The organism is Pseudomonas sp. FG-3G, from assembly GCF_901007645.1.
GTDB lineage: Bacteria > Pseudomonadota > Gammaproteobacteria > Pseudomonadales > Pseudomonadaceae > Aquipseudomonas > Aquipseudomonas rhizophila.
This window is the reverse complement of record NZ_CAAKGZ010000017.1, coordinates 15320-36906: the sequence shown is the minus strand read 5'-3', so window position 1 is coordinate 36906 and position 21587 is coordinate 15320. Positions and strand designations below refer to the sequence as shown.

The 21587-nt window shown below is 60.1% G+C and carries 23 protein-coding genes; 8 read left to right on the top strand and 15 right to left on the bottom strand.

Annotation, left to right across the window (positions count from 1 at the left end; genetic code table 11):
• Nucleotides 1–15 precede the first annotated feature (15 nt).
• Entirely contained in the window at nucleotides 16–219 is a 204-nt protein-coding gene (locus tag PSEUDOMOFG3G_RS08030; RefSeq protein WP_076383965.1) for a DUF6021 family protein, read from the bottom strand.
• A 99-nt stretch (nucleotides 220–318) separates the two neighbouring features.
• A complete protein-coding gene (locus PSEUDOMOFG3G_RS08025; protein ID WP_047228501.1) occupies nucleotides 319–996 on the bottom strand; it encodes a peptidase C39 family protein in 678 nt (225 codons plus the stop codon).
• A 223-nt stretch (nucleotides 997–1219) separates the two neighbouring features.
• Here PSEUDOMOFG3G_RS08025 and PSEUDOMOFG3G_RS08020 point away from each other — a divergent pair, with 223 nt between their 5' ends.
• Nucleotides 1220–1387, top strand: coding sequence for a hypothetical protein (locus PSEUDOMOFG3G_RS08020; RefSeq protein ID WP_171061342.1), 168 nt, complete (start codon nucleotides 1220–1222; stop codon nucleotides 1385–1387).
• Between the two features lie 75 nt (nucleotides 1388–1462).
• On the opposite strand, the gene PSEUDOMOFG3G_RS08015 is transcribed toward PSEUDOMOFG3G_RS08020, so the two are convergent.
• A complete protein-coding gene (locus tag PSEUDOMOFG3G_RS08015; protein WP_047228502.1) occupies nucleotides 1463–2212 on the bottom strand; it encodes a TerC family protein in 750 nt (249 codons plus the stop codon).
• A gap of 28 nt (nucleotides 2213–2240) precedes the next feature.
• Nucleotides 2241–2492, bottom strand: a complete 252-nt coding sequence (locus tag PSEUDOMOFG3G_RS08010; protein WP_107322275.1) for a hypothetical protein — start codon at nucleotides 2490–2492, stop codon at nucleotides 2241–2243.
• Between the two features lie 136 nt (nucleotides 2493–2628).
• Here PSEUDOMOFG3G_RS08010 and nhaR point away from each other — a divergent pair, with 136 nt between their 5' ends.
• The gene (nhaR, locus tag PSEUDOMOFG3G_RS08005) at nucleotides 2629–3525 is read left to right on the top strand and encodes a transcriptional activator NhaR (RefSeq protein ID WP_076383964.1); all 897 of its coding nucleotides are present in this window, start codon (nucleotides 2629–2631) and stop codon (nucleotides 3523–3525) included.
• On the opposite strand, the gene PSEUDOMOFG3G_RS08000 is transcribed toward nhaR, so the two are convergent.
• Nucleotides 3522–4679 (bottom strand): MFS transporter, encoded by a 1158-nt coding sequence (locus PSEUDOMOFG3G_RS08000; protein ID WP_139049591.1) that lies wholly within the window; start codon nucleotides 4677–4679, stop codon nucleotides 3522–3524. The genes nhaR and PSEUDOMOFG3G_RS08000 overlap by 4 nt on opposite strands.
• A 283-nt stretch (nucleotides 4680–4962) precedes the next feature.
• Between PSEUDOMOFG3G_RS08000 and sstT the strand changes: the two genes are divergently transcribed.
• A complete protein-coding gene (gene sstT, locus PSEUDOMOFG3G_RS07995) occupies nucleotides 4963–6195 on the top strand; it encodes a serine/threonine transporter SstT (protein WP_047228506.1) in 1233 nt (410 codons plus the stop codon).
• Nucleotides 6196–6381: 186 nt separating this feature from the next.
• Here the strand turns inward: sstT and PSEUDOMOFG3G_RS07990 are convergent, their stop codons facing one another.
• Nucleotides 6382–6891: a DUF1993 family protein gene (locus PSEUDOMOFG3G_RS07990; RefSeq protein WP_047228507.1), complete on the bottom strand. Its 510-nt coding sequence runs from the start codon at nucleotides 6889–6891 to the stop codon at nucleotides 6382–6384.
• A gap of 130 nt (nucleotides 6892–7021) precedes the next feature.
• Here PSEUDOMOFG3G_RS07990 and PSEUDOMOFG3G_RS07985 point away from each other — a divergent pair, with 130 nt between their 5' ends.
• Nucleotides 7022–7669 (top strand): YceH family protein, encoded by a 648-nt coding sequence (locus tag PSEUDOMOFG3G_RS07985; protein ID WP_047228508.1) that lies wholly within the window; start codon nucleotides 7022–7024, stop codon nucleotides 7667–7669.
• Here the strand turns inward: PSEUDOMOFG3G_RS07985 and PSEUDOMOFG3G_RS07980 are convergent, their stop codons facing one another.
• Complete coding sequence (locus tag PSEUDOMOFG3G_RS07980; RefSeq protein ID WP_139049590.1) at nucleotides 7670–8488, bottom strand: shikimate 5-dehydrogenase; 819 nt, start codon at nucleotides 8486–8488, stop codon at nucleotides 7670–7672. It lies immediately after the preceding gene.
• Nucleotides 8489–8649: 161 nt separating this feature from the next.
• Here PSEUDOMOFG3G_RS07980 and PSEUDOMOFG3G_RS07975 point away from each other — a divergent pair, with 161 nt between their 5' ends.
• Nucleotides 8650–9000, top strand: coding sequence for a hypothetical protein (locus tag PSEUDOMOFG3G_RS07975; RefSeq protein WP_047228510.1), 351 nt, complete (start codon nucleotides 8650–8652; stop codon nucleotides 8998–9000).
• A gap of 96 nt (nucleotides 9001–9096) precedes the next feature.
• Here PSEUDOMOFG3G_RS07975 and PSEUDOMOFG3G_RS07970 read toward each other — a convergent pair whose 3' ends face one another.
• From PSEUDOMOFG3G_RS07970 to PSEUDOMOFG3G_RS07955, 4 genes are all read right to left on the bottom strand, one after another.
• Nucleotides 9097–10617, bottom strand: a complete 1521-nt coding sequence (locus tag PSEUDOMOFG3G_RS07970) for a nucleobase:cation symporter-2 family protein (protein WP_047228511.1) — start codon at nucleotides 10615–10617, stop codon at nucleotides 9097–9099.
• Nucleotides 10618–10757: 140 nt separating this feature from the next.
• Complete coding sequence (locus PSEUDOMOFG3G_RS07965) at nucleotides 10758–11576, bottom strand: arylamine N-acetyltransferase (protein WP_107322271.1); 819 nt, start codon at nucleotides 11574–11576, stop codon at nucleotides 10758–10760.
• Between the two features lie 110 nt (nucleotides 11577–11686).
• Entirely contained in the window at nucleotides 11687–12481 is a 795-nt protein-coding gene (gene xth / locus PSEUDOMOFG3G_RS07960) for an exodeoxyribonuclease III (RefSeq protein WP_047228513.1), read from the bottom strand.
• Nucleotides 12482–12588: 107 nt separating this feature from the next.
• Nucleotides 12589–14160, bottom strand: coding sequence for a GGDEF domain-containing protein (locus PSEUDOMOFG3G_RS07955; protein WP_139049589.1), 1572 nt, complete (start codon nucleotides 14158–14160; stop codon nucleotides 12589–12591).
• A gap of 300 nt (nucleotides 14161–14460) precedes the next feature.
• Between PSEUDOMOFG3G_RS07955 and chrA the strand changes: the two genes are divergently transcribed.
• Complete coding sequence (chrA, locus tag PSEUDOMOFG3G_RS07950; RefSeq protein ID WP_139049588.1) at nucleotides 14461–15816, top strand: chromate efflux transporter; 1356 nt, start codon at nucleotides 14461–14463, stop codon at nucleotides 15814–15816.
• Here the strand turns inward: chrA and arsN2 are convergent.
• The gene (gene arsN2, locus PSEUDOMOFG3G_RS07945) at nucleotides 15813–16244 is read right to left on the bottom strand and encodes an arsenic resistance N-acetyltransferase ArsN2 (RefSeq protein ID WP_139049587.1); all 432 of its coding nucleotides are present in this window, start codon (nucleotides 16242–16244) and stop codon (nucleotides 15813–15815) included. The genes chrA and arsN2 overlap by 4 nt on opposite strands.
• A 192-nt stretch (nucleotides 16245–16436) precedes the next feature.
• On the opposite strand from arsN2, the gene PSEUDOMOFG3G_RS07940 reads away from it, so the two are divergent.
• The gene (locus PSEUDOMOFG3G_RS07940) at nucleotides 16437–17588 is read left to right on the top strand and encodes a mechanosensitive ion channel family protein (protein ID WP_047228517.1); all 1152 of its coding nucleotides are present in this window, start codon (nucleotides 16437–16439) and stop codon (nucleotides 17586–17588) included.
• Between the two features lie 75 nt (nucleotides 17589–17663).
• Here the strand turns inward: PSEUDOMOFG3G_RS07940 and PSEUDOMOFG3G_RS07935 are convergent, their stop codons facing one another.
• The 3 genes from PSEUDOMOFG3G_RS07935 to PSEUDOMOFG3G_RS07925 form a co-directional block, all read right to left on the bottom strand.
• The gene (locus PSEUDOMOFG3G_RS07935) at nucleotides 17664–17924 is read right to left on the bottom strand and encodes a hypothetical protein (RefSeq protein WP_177500506.1); all 261 of its coding nucleotides are present in this window, start codon (nucleotides 17922–17924) and stop codon (nucleotides 17664–17666) included.
• Nucleotides 17925–18047: 123 nt separating this feature from the next.
• Nucleotides 18048–19268 carry an MFS transporter gene (locus PSEUDOMOFG3G_RS07930; RefSeq protein ID WP_139049586.1) on the bottom strand — a complete coding sequence of 407 codons (1221 nt, stop codon included), beginning with the start codon at nucleotides 19266–19268 and terminating at the stop codon, nucleotides 18048–18050.
• A 121-nt stretch (nucleotides 19269–19389) separates the two neighbouring features.
• Complete coding sequence (locus PSEUDOMOFG3G_RS07925) at nucleotides 19390–20412, bottom strand: alpha/beta hydrolase (protein ID WP_076386596.1); 1023 nt, start codon at nucleotides 20410–20412, stop codon at nucleotides 19390–19392.
• A gap of 247 nt (nucleotides 20413–20659) precedes the next feature.
• Here PSEUDOMOFG3G_RS07925 and PSEUDOMOFG3G_RS07920 point away from each other — a divergent pair, with 247 nt between their 5' ends.
• The gene (locus PSEUDOMOFG3G_RS07920) at nucleotides 20660–21577 is read left to right on the top strand and encodes an AraC family transcriptional regulator (RefSeq protein ID WP_139049585.1); all 918 of its coding nucleotides are present in this window, start codon (nucleotides 20660–20662) and stop codon (nucleotides 21575–21577) included.
• The last annotated feature ends 10 nt before the right edge of the window (nucleotides 21578–21587 follow it).

The following is a 21587-nucleotide window of genomic DNA, read 5'->3' as shown; positions in this document are numbered from 1 at the left end:
CGGGGCTTTGTTTATTCAAGGTTTTAGATCACCCAACGGGTCATACGCTCTGGAACCGGGCTCCTCCTGCTCATCCTCTTCGTCCAGAGGCGCCTTGGCGGGGCCTATCGGATCGACTTGAGGATCGCCGAGATCCGGCGAATCGGGATCAAATCCCAAATCATCGCCTGAAGAATGTTCGGAAGAATGTGGCCCCGTAGGTGTTTTCGACTGTGCCATGCTTTTCTCCTCGCAAGCATGGGCCGGATATTCCGGCCCTGAGGTTAGGAGCCTCTGGCATGGCGGGTGGTGCCCGACAAGTGACGAACGGGGGTGAGATCAGTGTGCGCCGCTCAGGGCTTGAGTCGCCCGGGCCGCTGCCTGCTCCTGCCCTGCCCCGGCCAGTTCGCCCGCAGCTTTCAGCCAGCGCTGAGAGTCTACCTTGGCCGGGAGCTGCGTAGGTCGCTGGACCAATACCGCCCAGCCTCCAGCATCCTTGAGAGCCGACTCAAACCCACTGAAGCTCATCAGCAGCCGCCGGTTCATCCCTGATCGCAGCAAGACCGTCTGCTTTTGGCGGTCATAACCGACGAGAATGCCGTACCTGGGCCCAGACCAGAAAGCCGACCCCTCCGTATAGCGCACCAACACGGGATAACCTGCCGCGACTTGCTCCAACAGTGCCGGCAGTTCGCTGTCGAGGGGGTACACCACCAGCCCATATTCTCGCGCCAGGGTCTGCAGGTTCTGCTGCAAATGAGCCTCGCCTTCCGGCAGATGCAGAGGCTTCTCCAGCAGCCCCGGGGTGATTACCGTGCCTTGAAGCGTCAAGAGGCTGGCCAGCGACTGGGGGCCACCCTGGTACATCTCACCGCGAAAAAAAGGCACGCTGTTGAGTTCCACCCGCTCGGGCAGGCGCTGAATCTGCGGCGACACACTGCCTGCGCAACCCGCCAGGGCCGCCAGGCAGGCCGTCACCAGTACCAGTGATCGAAAAGAGGAAATTACCGGAAACATTAGGACTCTCTTGTTAAGGCACCCGACATCGGGCCAGGCAAGGGCCGTCGATCATAAGGTGCAGACAGACGTGGGTATAGCCTTAAACAGCAGTCCCATCGCGGCGATAGAACGAAGCGGTCCGTCTGTCATCAATACCGATCGATTCCCTGCAACACTTTAGCGACTAGACTGTCCATTGTAACGAGTGCGTCGCCCTGAACTTGGGCAGAAGGAGGCACAGATGAGCCTGACCACAACAATCCTGATGCTGATATTCGGCTGGTTAAGCGTCGCCACAGCCATGCTGTGGGGCGTTTTGCGCATTGCACGCCGCCATCATCCTGCGCCACGACCAGCGCGGGCGGAAAAAGCGCCAAAACCGGCCAGGCGCCACGCCGCCGCACACTGACCGTCCCGCCGCCCTTCAAAAATCCAAAAAAAAGCCGCCCGGGCATGGACCCGGGCGGCTTTTGAGTGCCTGTAATCAGGCTTTGTCAGCCAACGCCCTTTGCTGACGGCGACGCGACATCATGTTCAACACCTCAATCGCTGCCGAGAACGCCATGGCTGCGTAGATATAGCCCTTGGGCACATGAGCACCAAAGCCTTCGGCGATCAACGTCATGCCGATCATGATCAGGAAGCCCAGCGCCAACATGACCACTGTCGGGTTGTCGTTGATGAACTTGGCCAGCGGCTCGGCCGCCAGCAACATCACCAACACCGAGATCACGACAGCAATGATCATGATCGGCAGATGCTCGGTCATGCCCACGGCGGTAATGATGCTGTCGATGGAAAATACCAGGTCCAGCATCAGGATCTGACCGATCGCAGCGGCAAATCCGAGGGTCACGCCGGAGGTGGCGGATTTCGGATCATTCGGTGCCGGGTCCATGCTGTGGTGGATCTCGGTGGTGGCTTTCCACAGCAGGAACAGGCCTCCGGCGATCAGGATCATGTCCTTCCAGGAGAATGCCTGACCGAGGATTTCGATAACCGGCTCAGTCAACTGCACGATGAAAGCAATGGTGCTCAACAAGCCCAGGCGCAGGATCAGCGCCATGCCAATGCCGATACGCCGCGCCTTGGCGCGGTGCTGTTCGGGCAGTTTATTGGTCAGGATCGAAATGAAGATCAGGTTATCGATGCCAAGCACGATTTCCATGACGACCAGAGTCGCCAGCGCGATCCATGCAGTGGGGCTGGCAGCGAGTTGTAAAAGATAATCCATGGGTCAGTCCTGACTCGATATGACGGGGTTAAATGGTTTGGGTGGAGGTTTCGGATTCTTCAGCCTCATCCGCCGGCTTCTTCTTGGGGCTGATCAACCCGCCAGTGGCCTCGCTGATCGCCTGTTCCGCAGCCTTATGGGTGTCATCGATTGCCTGCTTGGCCGTTTCAGCGGCTTGCCCCATCAACTGCTGGGCACTTTTTTCGGCCTGTTCGCAGCCAACGAGGGCGATTGAAGACACTGCCAACAAGGCCGCCAAACCCAGGGTTTTGTACGTCATGGATAAATGCCTCTCAGGGTTAAACAGAGCACCAAAGGTGGCTCACCGATGGCCCGGCATTCTAGAGAGGTGAATACTTCAGGAAAATTCGTATTTTCAGCGGTTATACTTCGATTTTTACGAATCGGTGTGCCTTATGCTCAATTACCGACAGTTGCATTACTTCTGGGTGGTGGCCAAGACCGGCAGCATTGTGCGGGCCTGCGAGCAACTGAACCTGACACCACAAACCATTAGCGGGCAGATCTCGCTGCTCGAGCAAACCTTTAACATCAAGTTGTTTCGCCGCGTCGGGCGACAGTTGGAACTGACCGAGGCCGGCCGCCAGACGCTGCCCTATGCCGAACACATGTTCCAGTTGGGTGGCGAACTGGAGCTTATGCTCCGGGCGCAACCCAATGAGCAGCAGACGCTGTTCCGGGTCGGGGTGGCGGACGTGGTGCCCAAGTCCATCGTCTATCGACTGCTGGCGCCGACCATGGAGCTGAGTGAGCCGCTGCGCATCACTTGCCGCGAAGACAAACTCGAGCGGCTGTTGGCGGACCTGGCGATCCAGCGCCTGGACCTGGTGATTTCCGACAGCCCGATGCCGACCCACCTGGACATCAAGGGTTATAGCCAGAAGTTGGGAGAGTGCGGGATCAGCTTCTTTGCCACCGCTGCGCTGGCCGAGCGCTATGGGCAGGATTTCCCCCGCAGCCTGAATGACGCCCCGCTGCTGATTCCAGGTGCCGAAACCGTGGTACGCAGCCGCTTGCAACGCTGGTTCGCCGAGCAACAGATCCAGCCGCGCATCGTCGGCGAATTCGACGACAGCGCGCTAATGCAGGCCTTCGGGCAATCAGGCAGCGGAATTTTCATCGGCCCGAGCGTGATCGCCGAAGAAGTTCAGCGTCAGTACGGCGTGCAGGTGATCGGCCAGACCGATGCGGTCAGCGAGTCGTTCTATGCCATTTCCGTAGAGCGCAAGGTCAGCCATCCGGGCATCGTCGCCATCGCCGAAGGGGCCCGACGCGAGCTGTTCAGCGCTTAGGACTGCGCGCAGGCGGCACGGGGCTTGAAGGTCATCAGCAACAACGCCAGCAGGATCGATATGAGGATGAACCCGGACGCGGCAAAACCAACGCTGCCCAGGCCCAGGGTATCGATGACGCGCCCACCGACCATCGCCCCCAGGCCAATTCCCAGATTGGCCCCGGCGATGTTCAGCGATGCGGCAAAGGCTGGAGCCTCAGGCGCGGCCTTCATCAGTCGTACATGACTGACCAGGAACAGGGCCGCCTGGGTCACTCCCCAGATGCCCATCGCTGCCGCCAGCCCGACGGTCGAATGAATGCTCGGCACCAGCGCCACCATGCCGCCGATCAGGAACAGACAGAACACCATCGAGGCGATCAAAGGGTGTCGGTCCACCGCGCGGCCGCCCAGAGAGTTACCCACCAGCCCCACGGCCCCGAAGCCCATCAGGCACCAGCCCACCAGTGTGCCGTCGAACCCGGCCAGGCGCTCGAGGATATCGGCCAGGTAGGTGTACGCGGTGAACATGCCGCTGAACACCAGGATCGACAGCAGCACATGGCCCTGCATCAACGGGCTGCGCAATATCTTGAGTTGCGAGTGCAAACTGACCTGGTGCTGATGCAGATTGGTTTTGGGCAGGTAGACAAACAGCAGCAAGGCCTTGGCGAACGCAACGAACGCCAGGATGGCGAAGGCGCTGCGCCAGCCGAACGCATCAGAAATCAGCGTGCCTACCGGAATACCGAACACCGTGGCACAGACAATGCCGAACCCGATCCGGGCGATGGCCCGCCCGGCAAACTGCGGCCCGACAATGTCCACTGCCGTTTCGCTGGCCAATGCCCAGAACACCGGTAGCCCCAAGGCTGGGATCAATCGGGCGACGGCCATTACGCCGATATTGGGGGCCAGCGCCGCCAGTGTGTTGGCCAGACCAAACATCACCAACACGCTGATAAACAGCTTGCGCCGCTCAAAGCGGGCGAACCAGGCGGTCAGGAACGGCCCGAATGCCGCCACGGTAAATGCAAACAACGTCACCAGCAGCCCGGCCTGGGCAATCGTGACTTGCAGGTCGCGGGCGATGGATGGCAACAGGCCGACGATAATGAATTCGGTGGTCAGCACCGTAAAACCAGCCGCCGACAACAGAAAAACAGACAACATGCAGAACTCCAGCAAAACAACGACACCAGCGTCAGCCCAAAAGGGTCGCTGGCAGAGTAGAAAGGGGATTGGCCCAAAGCCTAACAGAATGCGCCCCTCAGACAAACGCGTGTGAACGCCCAAGCGACGGATCGTCACAGGTCCGTCAGGTTTTTCCGCGGGCTGTGATAAAGTCCGCGGCCTGCAAACGCTGTACTTTCTTTTCGGTCCCGCTCACGTGGCCTGCCCGCCTGTTGCCCTGAGGGGTCGACCGTTGCACACAAAAAAAATCAGAGATGCCGTTATGACTGCTTTGTCTCCTTCCGTTCTACACCGCCTCAAACGCACCGGCCTGGTGACGCAAATCGTCATCGGTCTGATCGCCGGCATCATCCTGGCGTGGCTGGCACCGGACCTTGCCAAGTCCACCGCTTTCATCGGTAAGGTCTTTGTGTCAGCGCTCAAGGCCGTGGCACCGATCCTGGTGTTCGTGCTGGTCATGGCGTCGATCGCCAACCACAAGCACGGTCAGGAAACCCATATCCGGCCCATTCTCTTCCTGTACCTGCTCGGCACTTTCGCCGCCGCAGTGGTCGCGGTGGTTGCCAGTACCCTGTTTCCGTCCAGCCTTGTCCTGGTGTCCCATGACGTCGCCGTCACCGCCCCCGGCGGCATCGGCGAAGTACTGCAGAGTTTGATGCTCAGCGTGGTGGACAATCCGGTCAGCGCCCTGATGAATGCCAATTTCATCGGCATTCTGGCCTGGGCCATCGGCATGGGCATTGCCATTCGCCATGCTGGCGAAACCACCCGTACCGTGCTCGGGGATCTGTCCAACGGCGTGACCGTGATCGTGCGCGTGGTCATCTGCTTCGCCCCGCTGGGGATCTTCGGCCTGGTGGCCTCGACCCTGGCAACCTCAGGTTTCAGCGCGTTGCTGGGCTACCTTCACCTGTTGACCGTGCTGATTGGCTGCATGCTGTTCGTGGCGCTGGTGATGAACCCGCTCATCGTATTCTGGAAGCTGCGCCGCAACCCGTATCCACTGGTGTTCACCTGCCTGCGCGAGAGCGGCATTACTGCGTTCTTCACCCGCAGTTCGGCGGCGAATATCCCGGTGAACCTGGAACTGAGCAAACGCCTGGGCCTGCACGAAGACACCTATTCGGTATCGATCCCGCTGGGCGCGACCATCAACATGGCCGGCGCCGCCATTACCATCACCGTACTGACCCTGGCGGCGGTGCATACCCTGGGTATCGTGGTCGACGTGCCGACCGCCGTGTTGCTGAGCGTCGTCGCGGCCATTTGTGCCTGCGGCGCGTCCGGCGTGGCCGGTGGTTCGCTGTTGCTGATTCCCCTGGCATGCAGCCTGTTCGGTATCCCCAGCGACATCGCCATGCAGGTGGTCGCCGTGGGCTTCATTATCGGCGTCCTGCAGGATTCGGCGGAGACTGCGCTCAATTCCTCTACCGATGTGCTGTTCACCGCGGCGGCTTGCTTGGGTGAGGAAGAGAAGCGCGAACGCGTGGCCTGACAGCGGCGCTGGAGGTATGACCGTCATCGCGAGCAGGCTCGCTCTCACAGGGTTTGTGGCAGATACAAATCCAATGTGGGAGCGAGCCTGCTCGCGATAGCGATGGCACAGCCACCGTGTAAACAGACCGCCACAAAAAAGCCCGGGACGGCCCACACCGTCCCGGGCTTTTTCATGCTGGCGGGTTTAGAACGCGCCCATGTAGTCGCGTTTGCCCACTTCCACGCCATTGTGGCGCAGCAGCGCATAGGTGGTGGTGACGTGGAAGAAGAACTGCGGCAGACCATAGGTCAGGAGGTAGTTCTGGCCGGTGAAGCGTTTTTCCTTCGGCGTGCCCGGACGGGTGACGATTTCGATGCCTTCCTTGCCGTCGATCTGCTCGGGGCTGATGCCGTCGATGAACGCCAATACCTTGGTGATCAAGGCTTGCAGTTCGGCAAAGGTGGTTTCGCTGTCGTCATATTTCGGCACTTCAAGCTCGGCCAGACGCGCGGACACGCCTTTGGCGAAGTCCACCGCGATCTGCACCTGGCGTACCAGGGGGAACATGTCCGGGTACAGGCGGGCTTGCAGGAACGCGTTCGGGTCGATGTTTTTCGCAGTGGCGTGGGCTTCAGCCTTGTTCAGGACATCACTCAGGGCGTTGAGCATCTGCTTGAAAACCGGGATGGAAGCGGCGTACAGGGAAATAGTCATGGCGATCTCATGCAGGTGGCAGGAAAGGACAAATCAAACGGGTGCGATTATAGCCACGCCTTGTTGCGCACCTTGTCTTTTATTGCGCAAGGATTAGGCTAGGCGGCTTCCACAGCATAGGGAACGCGCGATGAGTATCGAAGAACAAAGCCCGGCCGAAGAACCGCGGCTCAACAGCACGGAAATCCGCATTCTCGGCGCGCTGGTCGAAAAGCAGGCCACCAACCCCGAGACCTACCCGCTGACGCTCAACGCCCTGGTGCTGGCCTGCAACCAGAAGACCAGCCGTGAGCCGGTCATGAACCTCAATCCGGGCCAGGTCGGCCAGAGCCTGCGTGCGCTGGAAGGTCGCGGCTTTACCAAACTGGTGATGGGCAGCCGCGCCGACCGCTGGGAGCATCGGGTCGACAAGGCCCTGGAGCTGGTGCCGGCCCAAGTGATTCTGATGGGGTTGCTGTTCTTGCGCGGCCCGCAGACAGTCAATGAACTGCTGACCCGTAGCGGGCGGATGCACGATTTCGAAGACACCGAACAGGTGGTGCATCAGCTTGAACGGCTGATCGCCCGTGGCTTGGCGCTGTTGGTGCCGCGTCAGCCCGGCCAGCGGGAAGACCGTTACATGCACGCCATGGGCGACCCGGCGGATATCGAAGCGATCCTCGCCGCCCGCCAGCATCCCGTGGAGCGTGGTGCCGGCAGCGGCGTGTCGCTGGAGCGCATCGAAGAACTCGAAGCGCGGATCGCCGCGTTGGAAGAACGGCTGGCGCGACTGGAGTAATCAGGATCGAGCGAACGCCACGGCCTTCTTGAATTGTTCCGCGCTGGGCCGCACGCCGGTGTACAGGACAAACTGCTCCAGGGCCTGGATCGCAATCACTTCGAGCCCGGTGATGACCCGTTTGCCCTCAGCCTGGGCGCGCACGATCAGCGGCGTTTGCGACGGGATCGCCACCACATCGAACACCGTCTCGGCCGCTGCAATGGTCTCGGGCTCGAACGCCAGTTGATCGGCTTCCGGGCCACCGGTCATGCCGATCGGCGTGACGTTGATCAGCATCTGCGGCCGTCGCTGCCCCAGTTCAGCCTGCCACTCGTAACCCAGGGAGCCGGCCAAGGCTCGCCCGGCGGTTTCGTTGCGGGCCACGATCAAACCGTTTGAGTAACCACCTTCGCGCAAGGCGCTGGCCACGGCCTTGGCCATGCCGCCGCTACCGCGCAGAGCAAAGGTTGAATCCTTGGGCACCGCATGGGTTTGCAGCAATTGGGCGATCGCGATGTAGTCGGTGTTGTAGGCCTTTAAATGGCCATCGGTGTTGACGATGGTATTGATGGACTGGATCGCGGCGGCGGAAGGATCGAGTTCGTCGACCAGGGCGATGCAGTCTTCCTTGAACGGCATCGACACCCCGCACCCGCGGATGCCCAAGGCGCGGATGCCGCCTACAGCACCGGGCAAGTCCTGGCTGCTGAATGCCTTGTAGTAAAAATTCAGCCCCAGTTGCTCATACAGGTGATTGTGAAAGCGCAGGCCGAAGTTCCCAGGGCGCGCCGATAGTGACATGCACAGTTGAGTGTCTTTGTTGGGGTTGATCTGCATGTGTGACTCCTTGCAGTAAAGAAACCGCTACAGACCTTACACAATATTTACCCAACGGCACGGCAAATTCTGAAAAAATCGCTGTCAGAGCAAGTATCCCCGCGACCCTCATTCGGGTCTGTTGCAGACCACAGGCGCCGGGGCCAAAACGAGGAATCGTTATGAACCGTCAACTCCCCATCATCGCCCTGCTCATGGGGGCACTCGCGGTCACCGGCCAGGCATCCGCCCATGGTCGAGGTGGTTGGGAGGGGCCCGCCGTGTTTGGCGCAATCGTTGGTTCGGCCATCGTCGGCTCAGCGATCATCAACCGTGATCGTCCGGTCTACGTGCAGCAACCGGTGTACGTCCAGCCACAACCGGTTTATGTGCAGCAGCCGCCACCGGTCTACTACCAGCCACAGCCGGTCTACATCGAGCGCCCTGTCTACTATCGTCCGGCGCCGGTGTATTACGGGCCACCACGGGGCTATTACTACGGCCCACCGCGCGGTCATTACGGGCGCTGGTGATCAGTCTCTGAGGCAAAAGGAAAGGCCTGTGATCCTCGATCACAGGCCTTTCTTTATTAAGAGACATAAAGCCGAGCAAGCGCCGTCGTCACGAGGCTAGACGTGCTCGCTGCTTTTCAATCGTACCGGGCCATGCTCTACCGGTGCATGGGCTGCCTCCGACACCACCGGAATCTCGTTGCCATCGCAGTCGTGCAGCTTGCCGTCACTGAAGTAGTCGCCTTCACGCAGCGCCGCCAGGTCCTGATAACGCAACACCCGCTCGGTACCGGCGGCGAATACGGACTGTTGATCCGAGTTACCCCGGGTGAAGTGATTGAAGGCCAGGTTCAGCACGATTGCCATGATCGCCGAAGAGCTGATGCCCGAATGGAAGATTGTCGCGAACCAGCTCGGGAAATGATCGTAGAAATTCGGCGCGGCGATGGGAATCATGCCAAAACCGATAGAGGTGGCGACGATGATCAGGTTGACGTTGTTGCGGTAGTCGACTTTTGACAGCGTGCGGATGCCGCTGGCAGCCACGGTGCCGAACAGCACAATACCGGCACCGCCCAACACCGAAGTCGGCACCGCCGCGATCACTCGGCCCATGAACGGCAGCAGGCCGAGTACCACCAGAAATACCCCGCCAGTTGCCACCACGAAACGGCTCTTGATCCCCGTCACCGCCACCAGCCCGACATTCTGGGCAAAGGCGCTCTGGGTGAAAGAGCCAAAGATCGGCGCGATCATGCTCGACAGCATGTCGGCCCGCAAGCCGTTACCCAGACGCCTGGAGTCGACTTTGGTGTCGATGATCTCGCCCACCGCGAGGATATCGGCGGACGTTTCCACCAATGTCACCATGATCACGATGCACATCGACAGAATGGCCGCGACATGAAAAGTCGGCATGCCAAAGTGGAAAGGTGTGGGGAAGCCGAACATCGGGCCTTGGCTGACGGATGAAAAGTCCGCCATGCCCAGGAATACGGCGATGACCGTACCAATGACCATTGCCAGCAGAATCGACAGCCGCGAGATCGTCGCGCTGCCCATTTTGCTCAGCAGCAGCACCAGGACCAGGGTGACGGCGGCCAAACCGATATTGGCCATGCTGCCGAAATCGGCGGCGTGGCTATTGCCGCCCATCGCCCAGCGAGCGGCTACCGGCATCAAGGTCAGGCCAATGGTGGTGATGACGATGCCAGTGACCAGCGGCGGAAAGAACCGGGTGATTCGCGAGAACACCGGAGTAATCAGTAAGCCGATCAAGGACGCGGCGATCACCGCTCCGAGGATGGCCTGGAACCCCCCTTCTCCGCCGCTGCCGACGATCGCCACCATGGTCGCGACCCCGGAAAACGAAACGCCCTGCACGAGAGGCAACTGACAGCCGAAAAACGGCAGGCCAAGGGTTTGCAACAATGTTGCAAGCCCCCCCGCGAACAATGACGCCGCGATCAACAGGCCGATGTCCGCCGGTGACAAACCGGCGGCCTGACCGATGATCAGTGGCACAGCGACGATGCCACCGTACATGGTCAACACATGTTGCAGGCCGTAAGCCATATTCGCGCCGACGCCAAGGTTTTCGTCCTCGGGCCGTGGGAGTGAAACATGGGGCGTTTTCATGGTTCGGGAGTTCCCTGTTTTTTGTTATGCGCACACTGTATTCAAAACTCAGGACAAATGTCCATAGAGTTGTATACAACTTATTGCGCACAGCCATCCTCTCCCGCGGATCCTTGCGCCTCCCCTGCTACCCCACTTCGTTACAGAAGCCCAACCACGGCGGGCCGTAAAAGCTCGCGTGGCGGTACGCGCAGACCAAACTCGTTTTCCAGCAGGTCGATCAGTTCGTCGGCGTCGGTGATTGTCCGGCGCTCGCTTTGCTCGCCTATCCGGTGCAAGGCATAGCTGTTTCCGTTCAGGGTCTTGCGCAATCCATCGCCAGTGCGAGCCACCATCAACCGGCCCATGAATGGCGACTCGGGGTGGTTGCTGACGTACCAATTGCCGACGGTGTAGTCGATGTCTTCCTGGCGCTGCAGATCGAACAGGTACATCGGCCGCCATTCGTCGGCCACGCAGGCACGCAGCAGATAGCCGTCCGGGTGAGCCTCGATGCGATAGGGTTCGTGGGGAGTGGCCTGGATGTCACGGCTGTCCAGCAGCAGCGGCGCAGTAGGCACCATGCCGCCGAAGCCGACATCGGTGGTGTAACGCACGCCGTCAAGCGTCACCAGGCTGAGGCGGTGGGTGCGGGCGGGCCAGGCACCCTCGGGGGCATTCATCACCACCCGTCCGGTGATGCCTCGGGCTTCGAAGCCCAGTTCCAACAGCAGCGCCAGGAACAATTGATTGAGCTCATAGCAGTAGCCGCCGCGGCCTTGTTCGAAGACTTTTCGCTCCACTGATTCGAGGTCGATGGGGACGGGTTGGCCCAGCAGCGTCGAAAGGGTTTCAAAGGGGAACTCGGCGGTGTGGCGTCGTTGAAGCAGGCGCAAGGTGTCGAGGGTCGGGGCTGGCGGTGTGTCGAAGCCCAGGCGTTGCAGATAACGGCCCGAATCGTTCAGTCGGGTTTGGCTCATGAGGATGTCCTTTCCTGTCCAGTGCAGGGCTTACAAAAAGTCCGCTGCTGGGGTGCAGATATAAGGCATTCGCCTTTGCGAGACAATAACCGACCGCAGACCTCGCTCCCTCACCGACGTTTTCGCGAAGCGAGCCGGATCCAGGTCGGAGCATGGTCGCTGGGATGCGGTTGATTCCTGACCCATGCGTCCACGCCCGCCTCGCTCAGGTAAGGACTGGCCGCCGGGTTGAGCAGCAGGTGATCGATGCGCAGCCCGGAGTTCTTTTGCCAGTGCTGACGGAAATAATCCCAGAAGGTGTATACCCGCTCGTCCGGGTACAGATGGCGCAACGAATCGGTCCAACCCTGGTCGAGCAACCTTTGGTAACACTCGCGGCTTTCGGGTTGCAGCAGGGCATCCTTGAGCCAGGAACGCGGGTTGTAGATGTCCAGATCGGTGGGCACCACGTTGTAGTCACCCGCCAGCACCACCGGATGATCGCTGGCCTGCAGCCCCTGGGCATAAGCGATCAGCCGTTCGAACCAGGCCAGTTTGTAATCGAATTTGGGCCCAGGTTGCGGGTTGCCGTTAGGCAGATAAAGACAACCCACCAGCACGCCATGCACCGCTGCCTCCAGGTAACGACTGTGGCGGTCATCGTCGCCACCGGGCAAGCCACGGCGGCTCTCCAGCGGTTGCGCATCACGGGCCAGGATCGCAACGCCATTCCAGGACGCCTGGCCGTGCCAGAGCGATCCGTAACCAACCGATTCCAGCTGCGCTGTGGGGAAATCCTTGTCCGCTGCCTTGAGTTCCTGCAAGCAGACAATGTCGGGTTTCTCCCGCTCCAGCCACTCCAGCAGATTGGGCAGTCGGGCCCGGATACCGTTGATATTGAAGGTCGCTATGCGCAGGTTTTTCATCGGGCCAGGGCTCCAGATCCAGGACACTAGCTGTGACCGACAAGCCACCGTGGTGGTTGCAACGACTTACGATCTCCCGGCCATCGATTTTGATGATTTCTGCGACCTCAACGATCCGAGCGCGCCAGCGTATCAAACCCGTCTTCCATCGATAACGCCGCCACTCGGTTGCGTCCGCTGTGCTTGGCCTGATAAAGCGCCGCATCGGCCCGCTGGAGGAACACTTCAATGCTGTCCAAACTGCTGGGCACGAACGCGTAGCAGCCCAGGCTCACCGTCAAGTAGCCGGTAGGAGAGCCGGCATGGGTGATGTGTTGGTCGATAACGCTGCGGCGGATCTGCTCGGCCAGGGCTAAGGCCCCTTGCAGGTTGGTATCGGGCAGCAGCACCGCGAACTCCTCGCCGCCATAACGCACGGCAAGGTCAGCCTTGCGATGACAGCAACCCTTGAGCACCTTCGCCATTTCTGCCAGGCAATGATCCCCGGCCACGTGGCCGTAGGTGTCGTTGTAACGCTTGAAGAAATCGATATCGAGCATGATCAGGCTCAATGGGCTGCGCTGGCGGGCACCCCGGCCGAACTCGATGTCCAGGGCCCGCTCGAACAGCCGACGGTTCGCAAGCCCGGTCAGGCTGTCATGGGTGGCAATCAGTTCCAACGCTTCCTGGGCCTTGCGCAGGTCCGCTTCGATCCGTTCGCTGTTGCGCACCTGACGCACGAACACCCAGCCGAACAGGCAGATACCTAATACCACCACCGCTACGATGAGACTGGATTTGAAGGCTCTGTCGTGCCAACCCGCCAGGATCGCCTGTTCGGACATCGCGGCGGTCACCACCAGCGGATAGGCCTGTAAATGCTGGTGGTCATAGAGCCTGAGGACGCCATCGGCAGCGGAGCGGATGGTCGCGGTACCGGCGCTTTCGCTGTACAACTCATGCTGAAAGACCGGTTCCTCGGCCAGGGATCGACCGATTTTCGCCTCGTCGAAGGGGCGCCGGGCCAGCAAGGTCCCGTCGGACAAGGCCAGGACCATCTCGTCTTGATCAGCGAGGCTGAAGCTTTCGAAGAATCGATCGAAGTACGACATCTTGATCCCGGCCAACAATACGCCCTGGAAATTGCCGTCCTGATCATTCAAGCGCCGCGACACCGGGATGATCCACTCGCCATTTTGTCGACTGCGGATAGCCGGCCCGATATGAGCGATCAGGGCGGTGTTCTGCTGATGGAACGTAAAGTAGTCCCGATCTGCTACCCCTGGGCCCCTGTGCAGTTGTTCAAAGGACGTAATGACCCAATGACCGTGCTTGTCGAACAGGAACAGGCCATGCAATTGCTCCAGGGCTTGCACGCGCCGGGCAAAGGTTTTCTGCAGACGTGGTTGCAGCGCCGGACCGAAACCGTCGCTCTCTATCCAGTCCGCCAGGCTGGTCAGGACCAGGTCTGTCTGCTGGAACGTGTCCTGAGCCTGTTGGGCCATGGCCCGGGTGAGGTTGGCTGAGGCGGTGCGCGCCGACTCCAGATCGTAGCGACGAGACTGTTCCAGTTGCAAAAAAAGCAGGCCACACAGGCACAGGCAGACCGCCGCGATAAACGCCACCGCTGCCTTGAGCAACGGCAGGCGCTTGAGGGCACCGCCGGGGACATGGAACGGATCAAAATGGGGGATAGGCAAGCGAATTCCTGAGGGGGGCAAAGCATGAGCGAAACCCTCAAAGCCCCCAATATTCGTGAGCTTAGCCTACCGCCTGGGGGGGCGGCAATTTGCCGGTGTGGCATAGCCGATGGGTGGCTCAATGGATCCAAAATCCTGCGCATGGCCCTGTCAAATTCACCCGTTCTGGCCGGAAAATCCCCCCCAATGGCGACAATCCCGGAAAGCCGGTTTTTTTCATGAATCGCTTTGCCAGGGCTATCAAAATTGCGTAACGCCCCATAACGTAGGTCGCCTTTGCCATCCAAGCACCGGCCGACCATGAATAAACCCATCCCGACCGTCGACGACCCGTTGTCCAGCCCCTCGGCCATCAGCTTGCGCGAGGCGTTCTGGTTCTGGCTCAAGCTGGGCTTTATCAGTTTCGGTGGGCCGGCAGGACAAATCTCGATCATGCACCAGGAGTTGGTGGAGCGCCGACGCTGGATTTCCGAACGACGCTTTCTGCATGCCCTCAATTACTGCATGCTGCTGCCAGGCCCCGAGGCGCAGCAATTGGCGACGTACCTGGGCTGGCTGATGCACCGCAGCTGGGGCGGGATCATTGCCGGGGCGCTGTTCGTGCTGCCTTCGCTGTTCATTCTCATCACATTGTCCTGGCTGTATGTCGCCTTTGGCGAAGTGCCCGTGGTGGCCGGGATTTTTTATGGCATCAAGCCAGCCGTGACCGCGATCGTCGTGCATGCCGCCCACCGGATAGGTTCGCGCGCGCTCAAGAACAGTTGGCTGTGGGCCATCGCCGCCGGCTCGTTCACCGCGATATTCGCTTTCAATCTCCCCTTCCCGCTGATCGTGCTGGGAGCGGCGGTCATCGGGTACTTCGGCGGCCGCTGGGCACCGGAAAAGTTCAGCCTGGGCGGCCACAACGCCACGCATCAATCCTTTGGCCCGGCATTGATCGACGATGACACCCCGCCCCCGGAGCATACCCGCTTCAGCGCCTTGCGACTGGCCCGGCTGACGATCATCGGCGCCCTGCTGTGGGCCTTGCCGATGGGTGTGTTGACCCTGTTGTTCGGCTGGGAAGGCACCCTGACGCAAATGGCCTGGTTCTTCACCAAGGCGGCCTTGCTGACGTTTGGTGGCGCCTATGCGGTTCTGCCCTATGTGTATCAAGGCGCTGTCGGACATTTCGGCTGGCTGACCCCGACACAGATGATCGATGGTCTGGCCCTCGGCGAAACCACTCCCGGCCCGTTGATCATGGTGGTCGCTTTCGTCGGCTTCGTCGGTGGCTACGTGATGCAGGTGTTCGGCCCTGAACAGGCCTTCCTCGCTGGCGCGGTTGCCGCCACGCTGGTGACCTGGTTTACGTTCCTGCCCTCATTCCTGTTCATCCTCGCGGGTGGGCCGTTGGTGGAGTCGACGCATAACGAGCTGAAATTCACCGCACCGCTGACGGCGATTACTGCCGCCGTGGTCGGGGTGATCCTCAACCTGGCCTGCTTCTTCGGTTACCACGTGCTTTGGCCCAGCGGTTTTTCCGGTGCGCTGGACTGGCCGTCGGCAATCATCGCGCTCGCCGCCGCCATTGCGCTGTTTCGCTACAAACGCGGCGTCATCCAGGTGCTACTGGGATGCGGACTGACCGGCCTGGCCGTGCATCTACTGCGTTAGATGAGGCATTTGCTCAGGTAGGCCGCCGAGGCCGGGCACAATGATCTGAATTGGGCCGTTTCGCTGATCGACATCGGCGCCAGCGAACGGTCACGCGGCTGATACCCCTGGGCGACAAAGAAGCTAGCAGCACTGGCAGTGAGCAGGTGAAGGCGCTCCACACCTTGGTTTTTCGCAAAGTCTTCCAGAGCGACCAGCATCGCTGCGCCTATGCCGCGCCCCCGCAGCCCCTCAGGGACCACCAGAGAGCGTAACAATCGGTCCGCGCCCTCCCCCTCGATCCCGCCAAACGCTGTCTGAGCGTCTGCTTGCCTGAAGCTGAAAAAACGTCGGCCCTGCTGGTTCAGGTCGTCCACAGGCAGCCCCCCCAGGATCAGCGCCTGGCGCAACGGCTCCAACTCCTCATTGCTCAGTTCGGTCATGTGCATGGCATTGCTCTGACAGAGGTTCTGCCCAGGAAACTACGCCGCCAGCACTCTCCTACGCAACTGCTCGCGCAGAACAAAATTGAACGGCCCGTGCTTTGCGCGAACTAACCAGGTTCATGCCCTGCCCAGGTTCTCACACCAAAGTCGGCAAGGGCCAAAACCTGAACAGCAATGGCACAGGTGACCGTTCACATGGACTCAAGCTCTCTTCAGTTCCTTACCGATACCCAATTACTCGGCATCTCCATCGCCAACTGGCTCCTGGCCCTGGGTGTGATGGTGGTGAGTTTTATCATCGTCAGGGCCGGCATCGGCTTGCTGTTGAGAAAAGTGCAGGCCCGGGCACAGAAACCCGATGCGTACGTCAGCCACATCGCCGTCGAAGTCCTGTCCAGCACCAGCAATACGCTGTTGTTACTGGCCTCCATCCTCATTGGCGTCGGCGTCCTGGACCTGCCGGAGCGTTGGCTTGACCGGGTCAGCAGCCTCTGGTTCGTGGTCGCAGCCTTGCAGGTGGGGCTCTGGGCCAACCGGGCAATTGCCCTGGCGTTGCTGCACTATTTCGCCCGCCACAGCCACTCCGACATCCACCAGAAAAGCGCGTTGGCCACCCTGAGCCTGTGGGGCGCGAAGGTGTTTCTCTGGGCCGTGGTACTCCTGGCGATGCTCTCCAACCTGGGCGTGAACATCACCGCCTTTATCGCCAGCCTCGGGGTCGGTGGTATCGCCGTGGCGCTGGCGGTGCAGAACATCCTCGGTGATCTGTTCGCCTCGCTGTCCATCGCCGTGGACAAGCCGTTCGAGGTCGGCGACTTCATTGTCGTCGGTTCCCTGGCCGGCACCGTGGAACATGTCGGCTTGAAAACCACGCGGATCCGTAGCCTGGGTGGCGAGCAGATCGTGATGGCCAATGCCGGAATGATCAGCACCACCATTCAGAACTACAAACGGCTTCAGGAACGACGCATCGTCTTTGAATTCGCCTTGCCCCATGACTGCTCGACAGAACAGCTAAGGCAAGTGCCGGTCATCGTCGAAAACATCATCAAGGCTCAGGAAAAGACCCGCTTCGACCGCTCGCACTTTCGCGGTTTCGGCGAGAGCGCACTGGAATTCGAAACGGTGTACATCGTGCTGGACCCCAGCTACAACGTTTACATGGATGTCCAACAGGCGATCAACCTGGGCATGATGGAAGAATTCGCCAGAATCGGTGTGCGATTTGCGATCCCGGCCCGTACCGTTCATGTCGCCTCGCTACCCGATACGCAGGGGCAAACGTCCAAGGAAAACGCTCACAAGACCTCGCTGGAAGCCGCGCCGGAATATCGCTCGCAGCATTAACCTCCAAGCATTTACCCTGTGGGAGCAAAGCTTGCTCGCGATGAGGGCGCACACGCAAATGGGCGCACACTCGTATCAAATAAAACTGACAGACCGCGAATTAGCTGGCGGATTGAGCAACGCATTGGCGCCGGTCTCAATCGCCGGCGACCTGTTTTCCACCGTTGGTTTCCCTACGAGAAGGCTCAACGCGTTGTCGATCTCGTCGGCCGCCCCTTGCGCGTACTGTGCGTTTGCCCAGCTCCAATGGTGTTCAAACATCAACCCGCCCACCGCCTGCGCGCACAGTTCATCACTGCAGACCCCCATCTTTCCCGCCGCAGCGATCACGGCCATAAGGGCTTGCTCCAACTGGAAAATTCGCTCGGTAGTCACACTGACCCACTCGATAGGTAACGAGCCCCTAGCCTACCAATATATCAATGTGCCACCAACCGCAGGCGCTCAACGGTCATCTGCTCAAACGGCCTTGGCTTGCGCCCGGGCGCGAATGTCTGGGCAATCCCGAACCGCGGCCCGTGCAGCCAGGATGCCGAGAACGGCTGCACCACCCAGCACAACCGCGCTGGCTTCGAAAGTCGCCTGATAGCCGCTCAGATCGAAAAGGATGCCGCCCACCGTGGCACCCGCCGCAATCGCAAGCTGAATGATCGCGACCATCAATCCCCCCCCTGCTTCGGCATCATCTGGCAGCGTTCGCGCCAGCCAGGTCCACCAGCCGACGGGGGCAGCGGTGGCCACTAAACCCCAAAGCCCCAGCAGGATAATCGTGATGGTTGCCGACGCCCCGAACCCCACCAGGGCAAGTGCAATCGCTGCCATCAGCAACGGGATGACGATGAGCGTCCGATACAGGCCATTTTTCAAGAACGCACCGATCACAAAGGTACCGAGCAAACCGGCCACGCCAATCACCAGCAATGCAAACGAAAGCAAAGACACGCTCATCTGCGTCACCGTTTCAAGGAACGGTCGTAGATAGGTGAACAACATGAATTGACCCATGAAGAATGCACTGGCAGCCAGCATGCCCAAGGCTATGGGGCCCCGCGCCATCAATTTGAACACGTTGGCGCTGCCCTGCTTCGTCTGTGCCGGCATGGAGGGCAGGCGTAACAGCAGCCAGACCAAAGCGGTGGCGGCGACAGGCACAATGCAAAAGAACGCGCCACGCCAACCGATTATCTGCCCAAGAAAACTGCCCAGCGGCGCCGCCACCACCGTCGCCAACGCATTGCCGCCATTGACGATCGCCAGGGCCCGTGGGATCTGGTGATCCGGCACCAGCCGCATGGCCGTGGCGGCTGACAACGACCAAAAGCCGCCAATCGCAACGCCGATCAGTGCGCGTCCGGCCATGAATACCGCGTAATTGGGTGCCAATGAGACCACGGTTCCAGAAATGATCATCAACAGTGTCAGCAGCAGGAGCAAACTTTTACGGTCCACCCTAGCGGCAATCGATGCAATGAACAGGCTGGTGATCAGGGCGAAGGCGCCAGACACGGCGATGCCTTGACCGGCCTGCCCTTCGCTAATGTGTAGATCGGCCGCAATGGGCGTGAGCAGGCTGACCGGCATGAACTCCGATGCAACGAGGGCGAACGCAGCGAGGGACATGGCAAGCACCGCGCTCCACGTGGGGCGGTCTTGGGATATGGGCAATACGCTATCGGTCATGGGATATGAATCCTGTGTTTCTTGAGCGTCGGGTCCACTGAAGACTCGAGGGGACGAACTGCGGCAACGAAGATCGCTGCCGCAGGACAAGAGGTGCCAAGTGATGGCGTGATTGAGGGAGTTACTTCAGATTGTTGCGAAAGAACCCGGCCAACTTGTCGAACGGGATCAGGTTCACCCGGTCGTAAAGGTCCACATGGTTGGCTCCCGGGATGATGAGCAACTCTTTGGGTTGCGCAGACCGCTTGTAGGCATCTTCACTGTACTCACGCGAGTGCGCCTCGGAGCCGGTGATAAACAGCAAAGGACGCGGCGAGATGCTTTCAATGTCATCGAACGGGTAGAAGTTCATGAACTTGACGTTGCTGGACAGCGTGGGCATGGTCGTGGTCTGCGGCGAAGCGCCGGCGGGAGTGACTTCGCCACGCGGGGTCCGGTAGAAGTCAAAGAACTCATCCGCGATGGCATCGCCCGTCAATTTCAGCGGTGAGCCAGAGGTGTACGCGGTTTTTCCACCGATAAACTCCACATAGCGCTGCTCGGCTGCCGTGGCCAGGAACTGTTTTTTCTGTTCCGCCGTTGTCGAGTTACCCAGGCCTTTGCGGTACAAGTCGCCATGGTTGTACATGCTGACCGTCGCGATGGCCTTCAGGCGCGGGTCGATCTTGGCTGCGCTGATGACGAAAGCGCCGCTGCCGCAGATACCAATGATGCCGATGCGCTCGCGATTGACGAACGGCCGGGTGCCGAGAAAATCCACCGCAGCGCTGTAATCCTCTGCGTACATGTCCGGCAACACCGCATTGCGCGGCGTACCCTCACTCTCCCCCCAGAACGACAAATCCAGGGAGAGCGTAACAAAACCCTGCTCGGCCATTTTGGTCGCGTACAGATTGGAACTCTGCTCCTTCACCGCGCCCATGGGATGACCCACGATGATGGCGGCGCTCTTCGCCTTCGGGTCCAGTCCCTTTGGGACAAACAGATTACCTGCCACCTCCATCCCGTATTGATTCTTGAAGGCGACCTTTTCCACTGTCACCTTGTCACTTTTGTAGAAGTTGTCAGCACCGTTGGACATATCAGCCCCCATGGATGAGCAAGAGACGATAAGCAGACCGAGGGCAAGCAGCATTCTTTTCACTGGATAGTCCTTCTGTTTGAGTGATTCGAGGGGTGTCGCCCGCGTAGGCTCGAACATGCATTGAGTAATGATCTCCTGAGTCAGGTCGGATCAAATTCTCAGCGCCCAACCCGGATTTCAGGTAGCGCATTGCGCTGCTTTTCTTGCCCGATCCTATGAGTTCGCCCACTTCATGTAGGCAGCGCTTCGCTTGGCGAGTTAATGTTCTGCCTATAGCTATCAGTCCTGGACAACTTCCGAACCCGCCATGACCACCCAACGCAAATCCCTGCAAGAGACGCTCGCCAGCCTCATTGACGCCCGGACCCCACAGACGGGGGACTTTGATATGCCGGTGGCCGGCCTTAGTTTCTTTCGACGTGAAGCCCCGGCGCGTCCCGTCATCTGCATGATCGAACCGAGCATCGTGCTCGTGGCCCAAGGCGTGAAACAGGTATGGGTAGGTGGCAAGGCGTATGGATACGACACCACACGATTTCTCATCACTTCGCTGGACATCCCCGCCAATTCTGAAGTGATGGTGGCAAGCCCGGAGCAACCTTGCCTGGGCCTGGTCTTCAAGCTCGACTTGCGCATGGTCGCCGATCTGGTCGCCCAGAGCGGCATGACGCCGTATCGAGACCGGCCCATCGGAATTGGCGCAGGCATTGGTACAGCAACACCTGAGCTTCTGGCGCCGTTCGCACGCTTGTTGGCGCTGCTGGATGAGCCTGACGCGATCCCTGTACTGGCGCCGCTGATCCAACAGGAAATTCATTATCGGTTGTTGATGAGCGACCAGGCTTCGCGGCTGCGTCAGATCGCCTCCGTGGACAGCCAGGGCTACCGGATCGCCAAAGCCATCGACTGGCTGAAATTGAATTACACCGAACACATCCGCGTAGAGGACCTCGCGGCGCGTGTGCAGATGAGCCCCCCCACCTTCCACCATCACTTCCGCCAGCTCACCGCGATGAGTCCGCTGCAGTATCAGAAGTGGCTACGGTTGAACGAAGCGAAGCGCTTGATGCTCAATGAACATATGGACGTGGCGAGTGCGGCCTTCAAAGTGGGCTATGAAAGCCCCTCGCAGTTCAGCCGTGAGTACGGCCGTTTGTTTGGCATGCCGCCCAAGCGGGATATTGCGACGTTGCGCGGGCCAGCCGATCACACCAAGGCTGTTTGATTCATTGTGG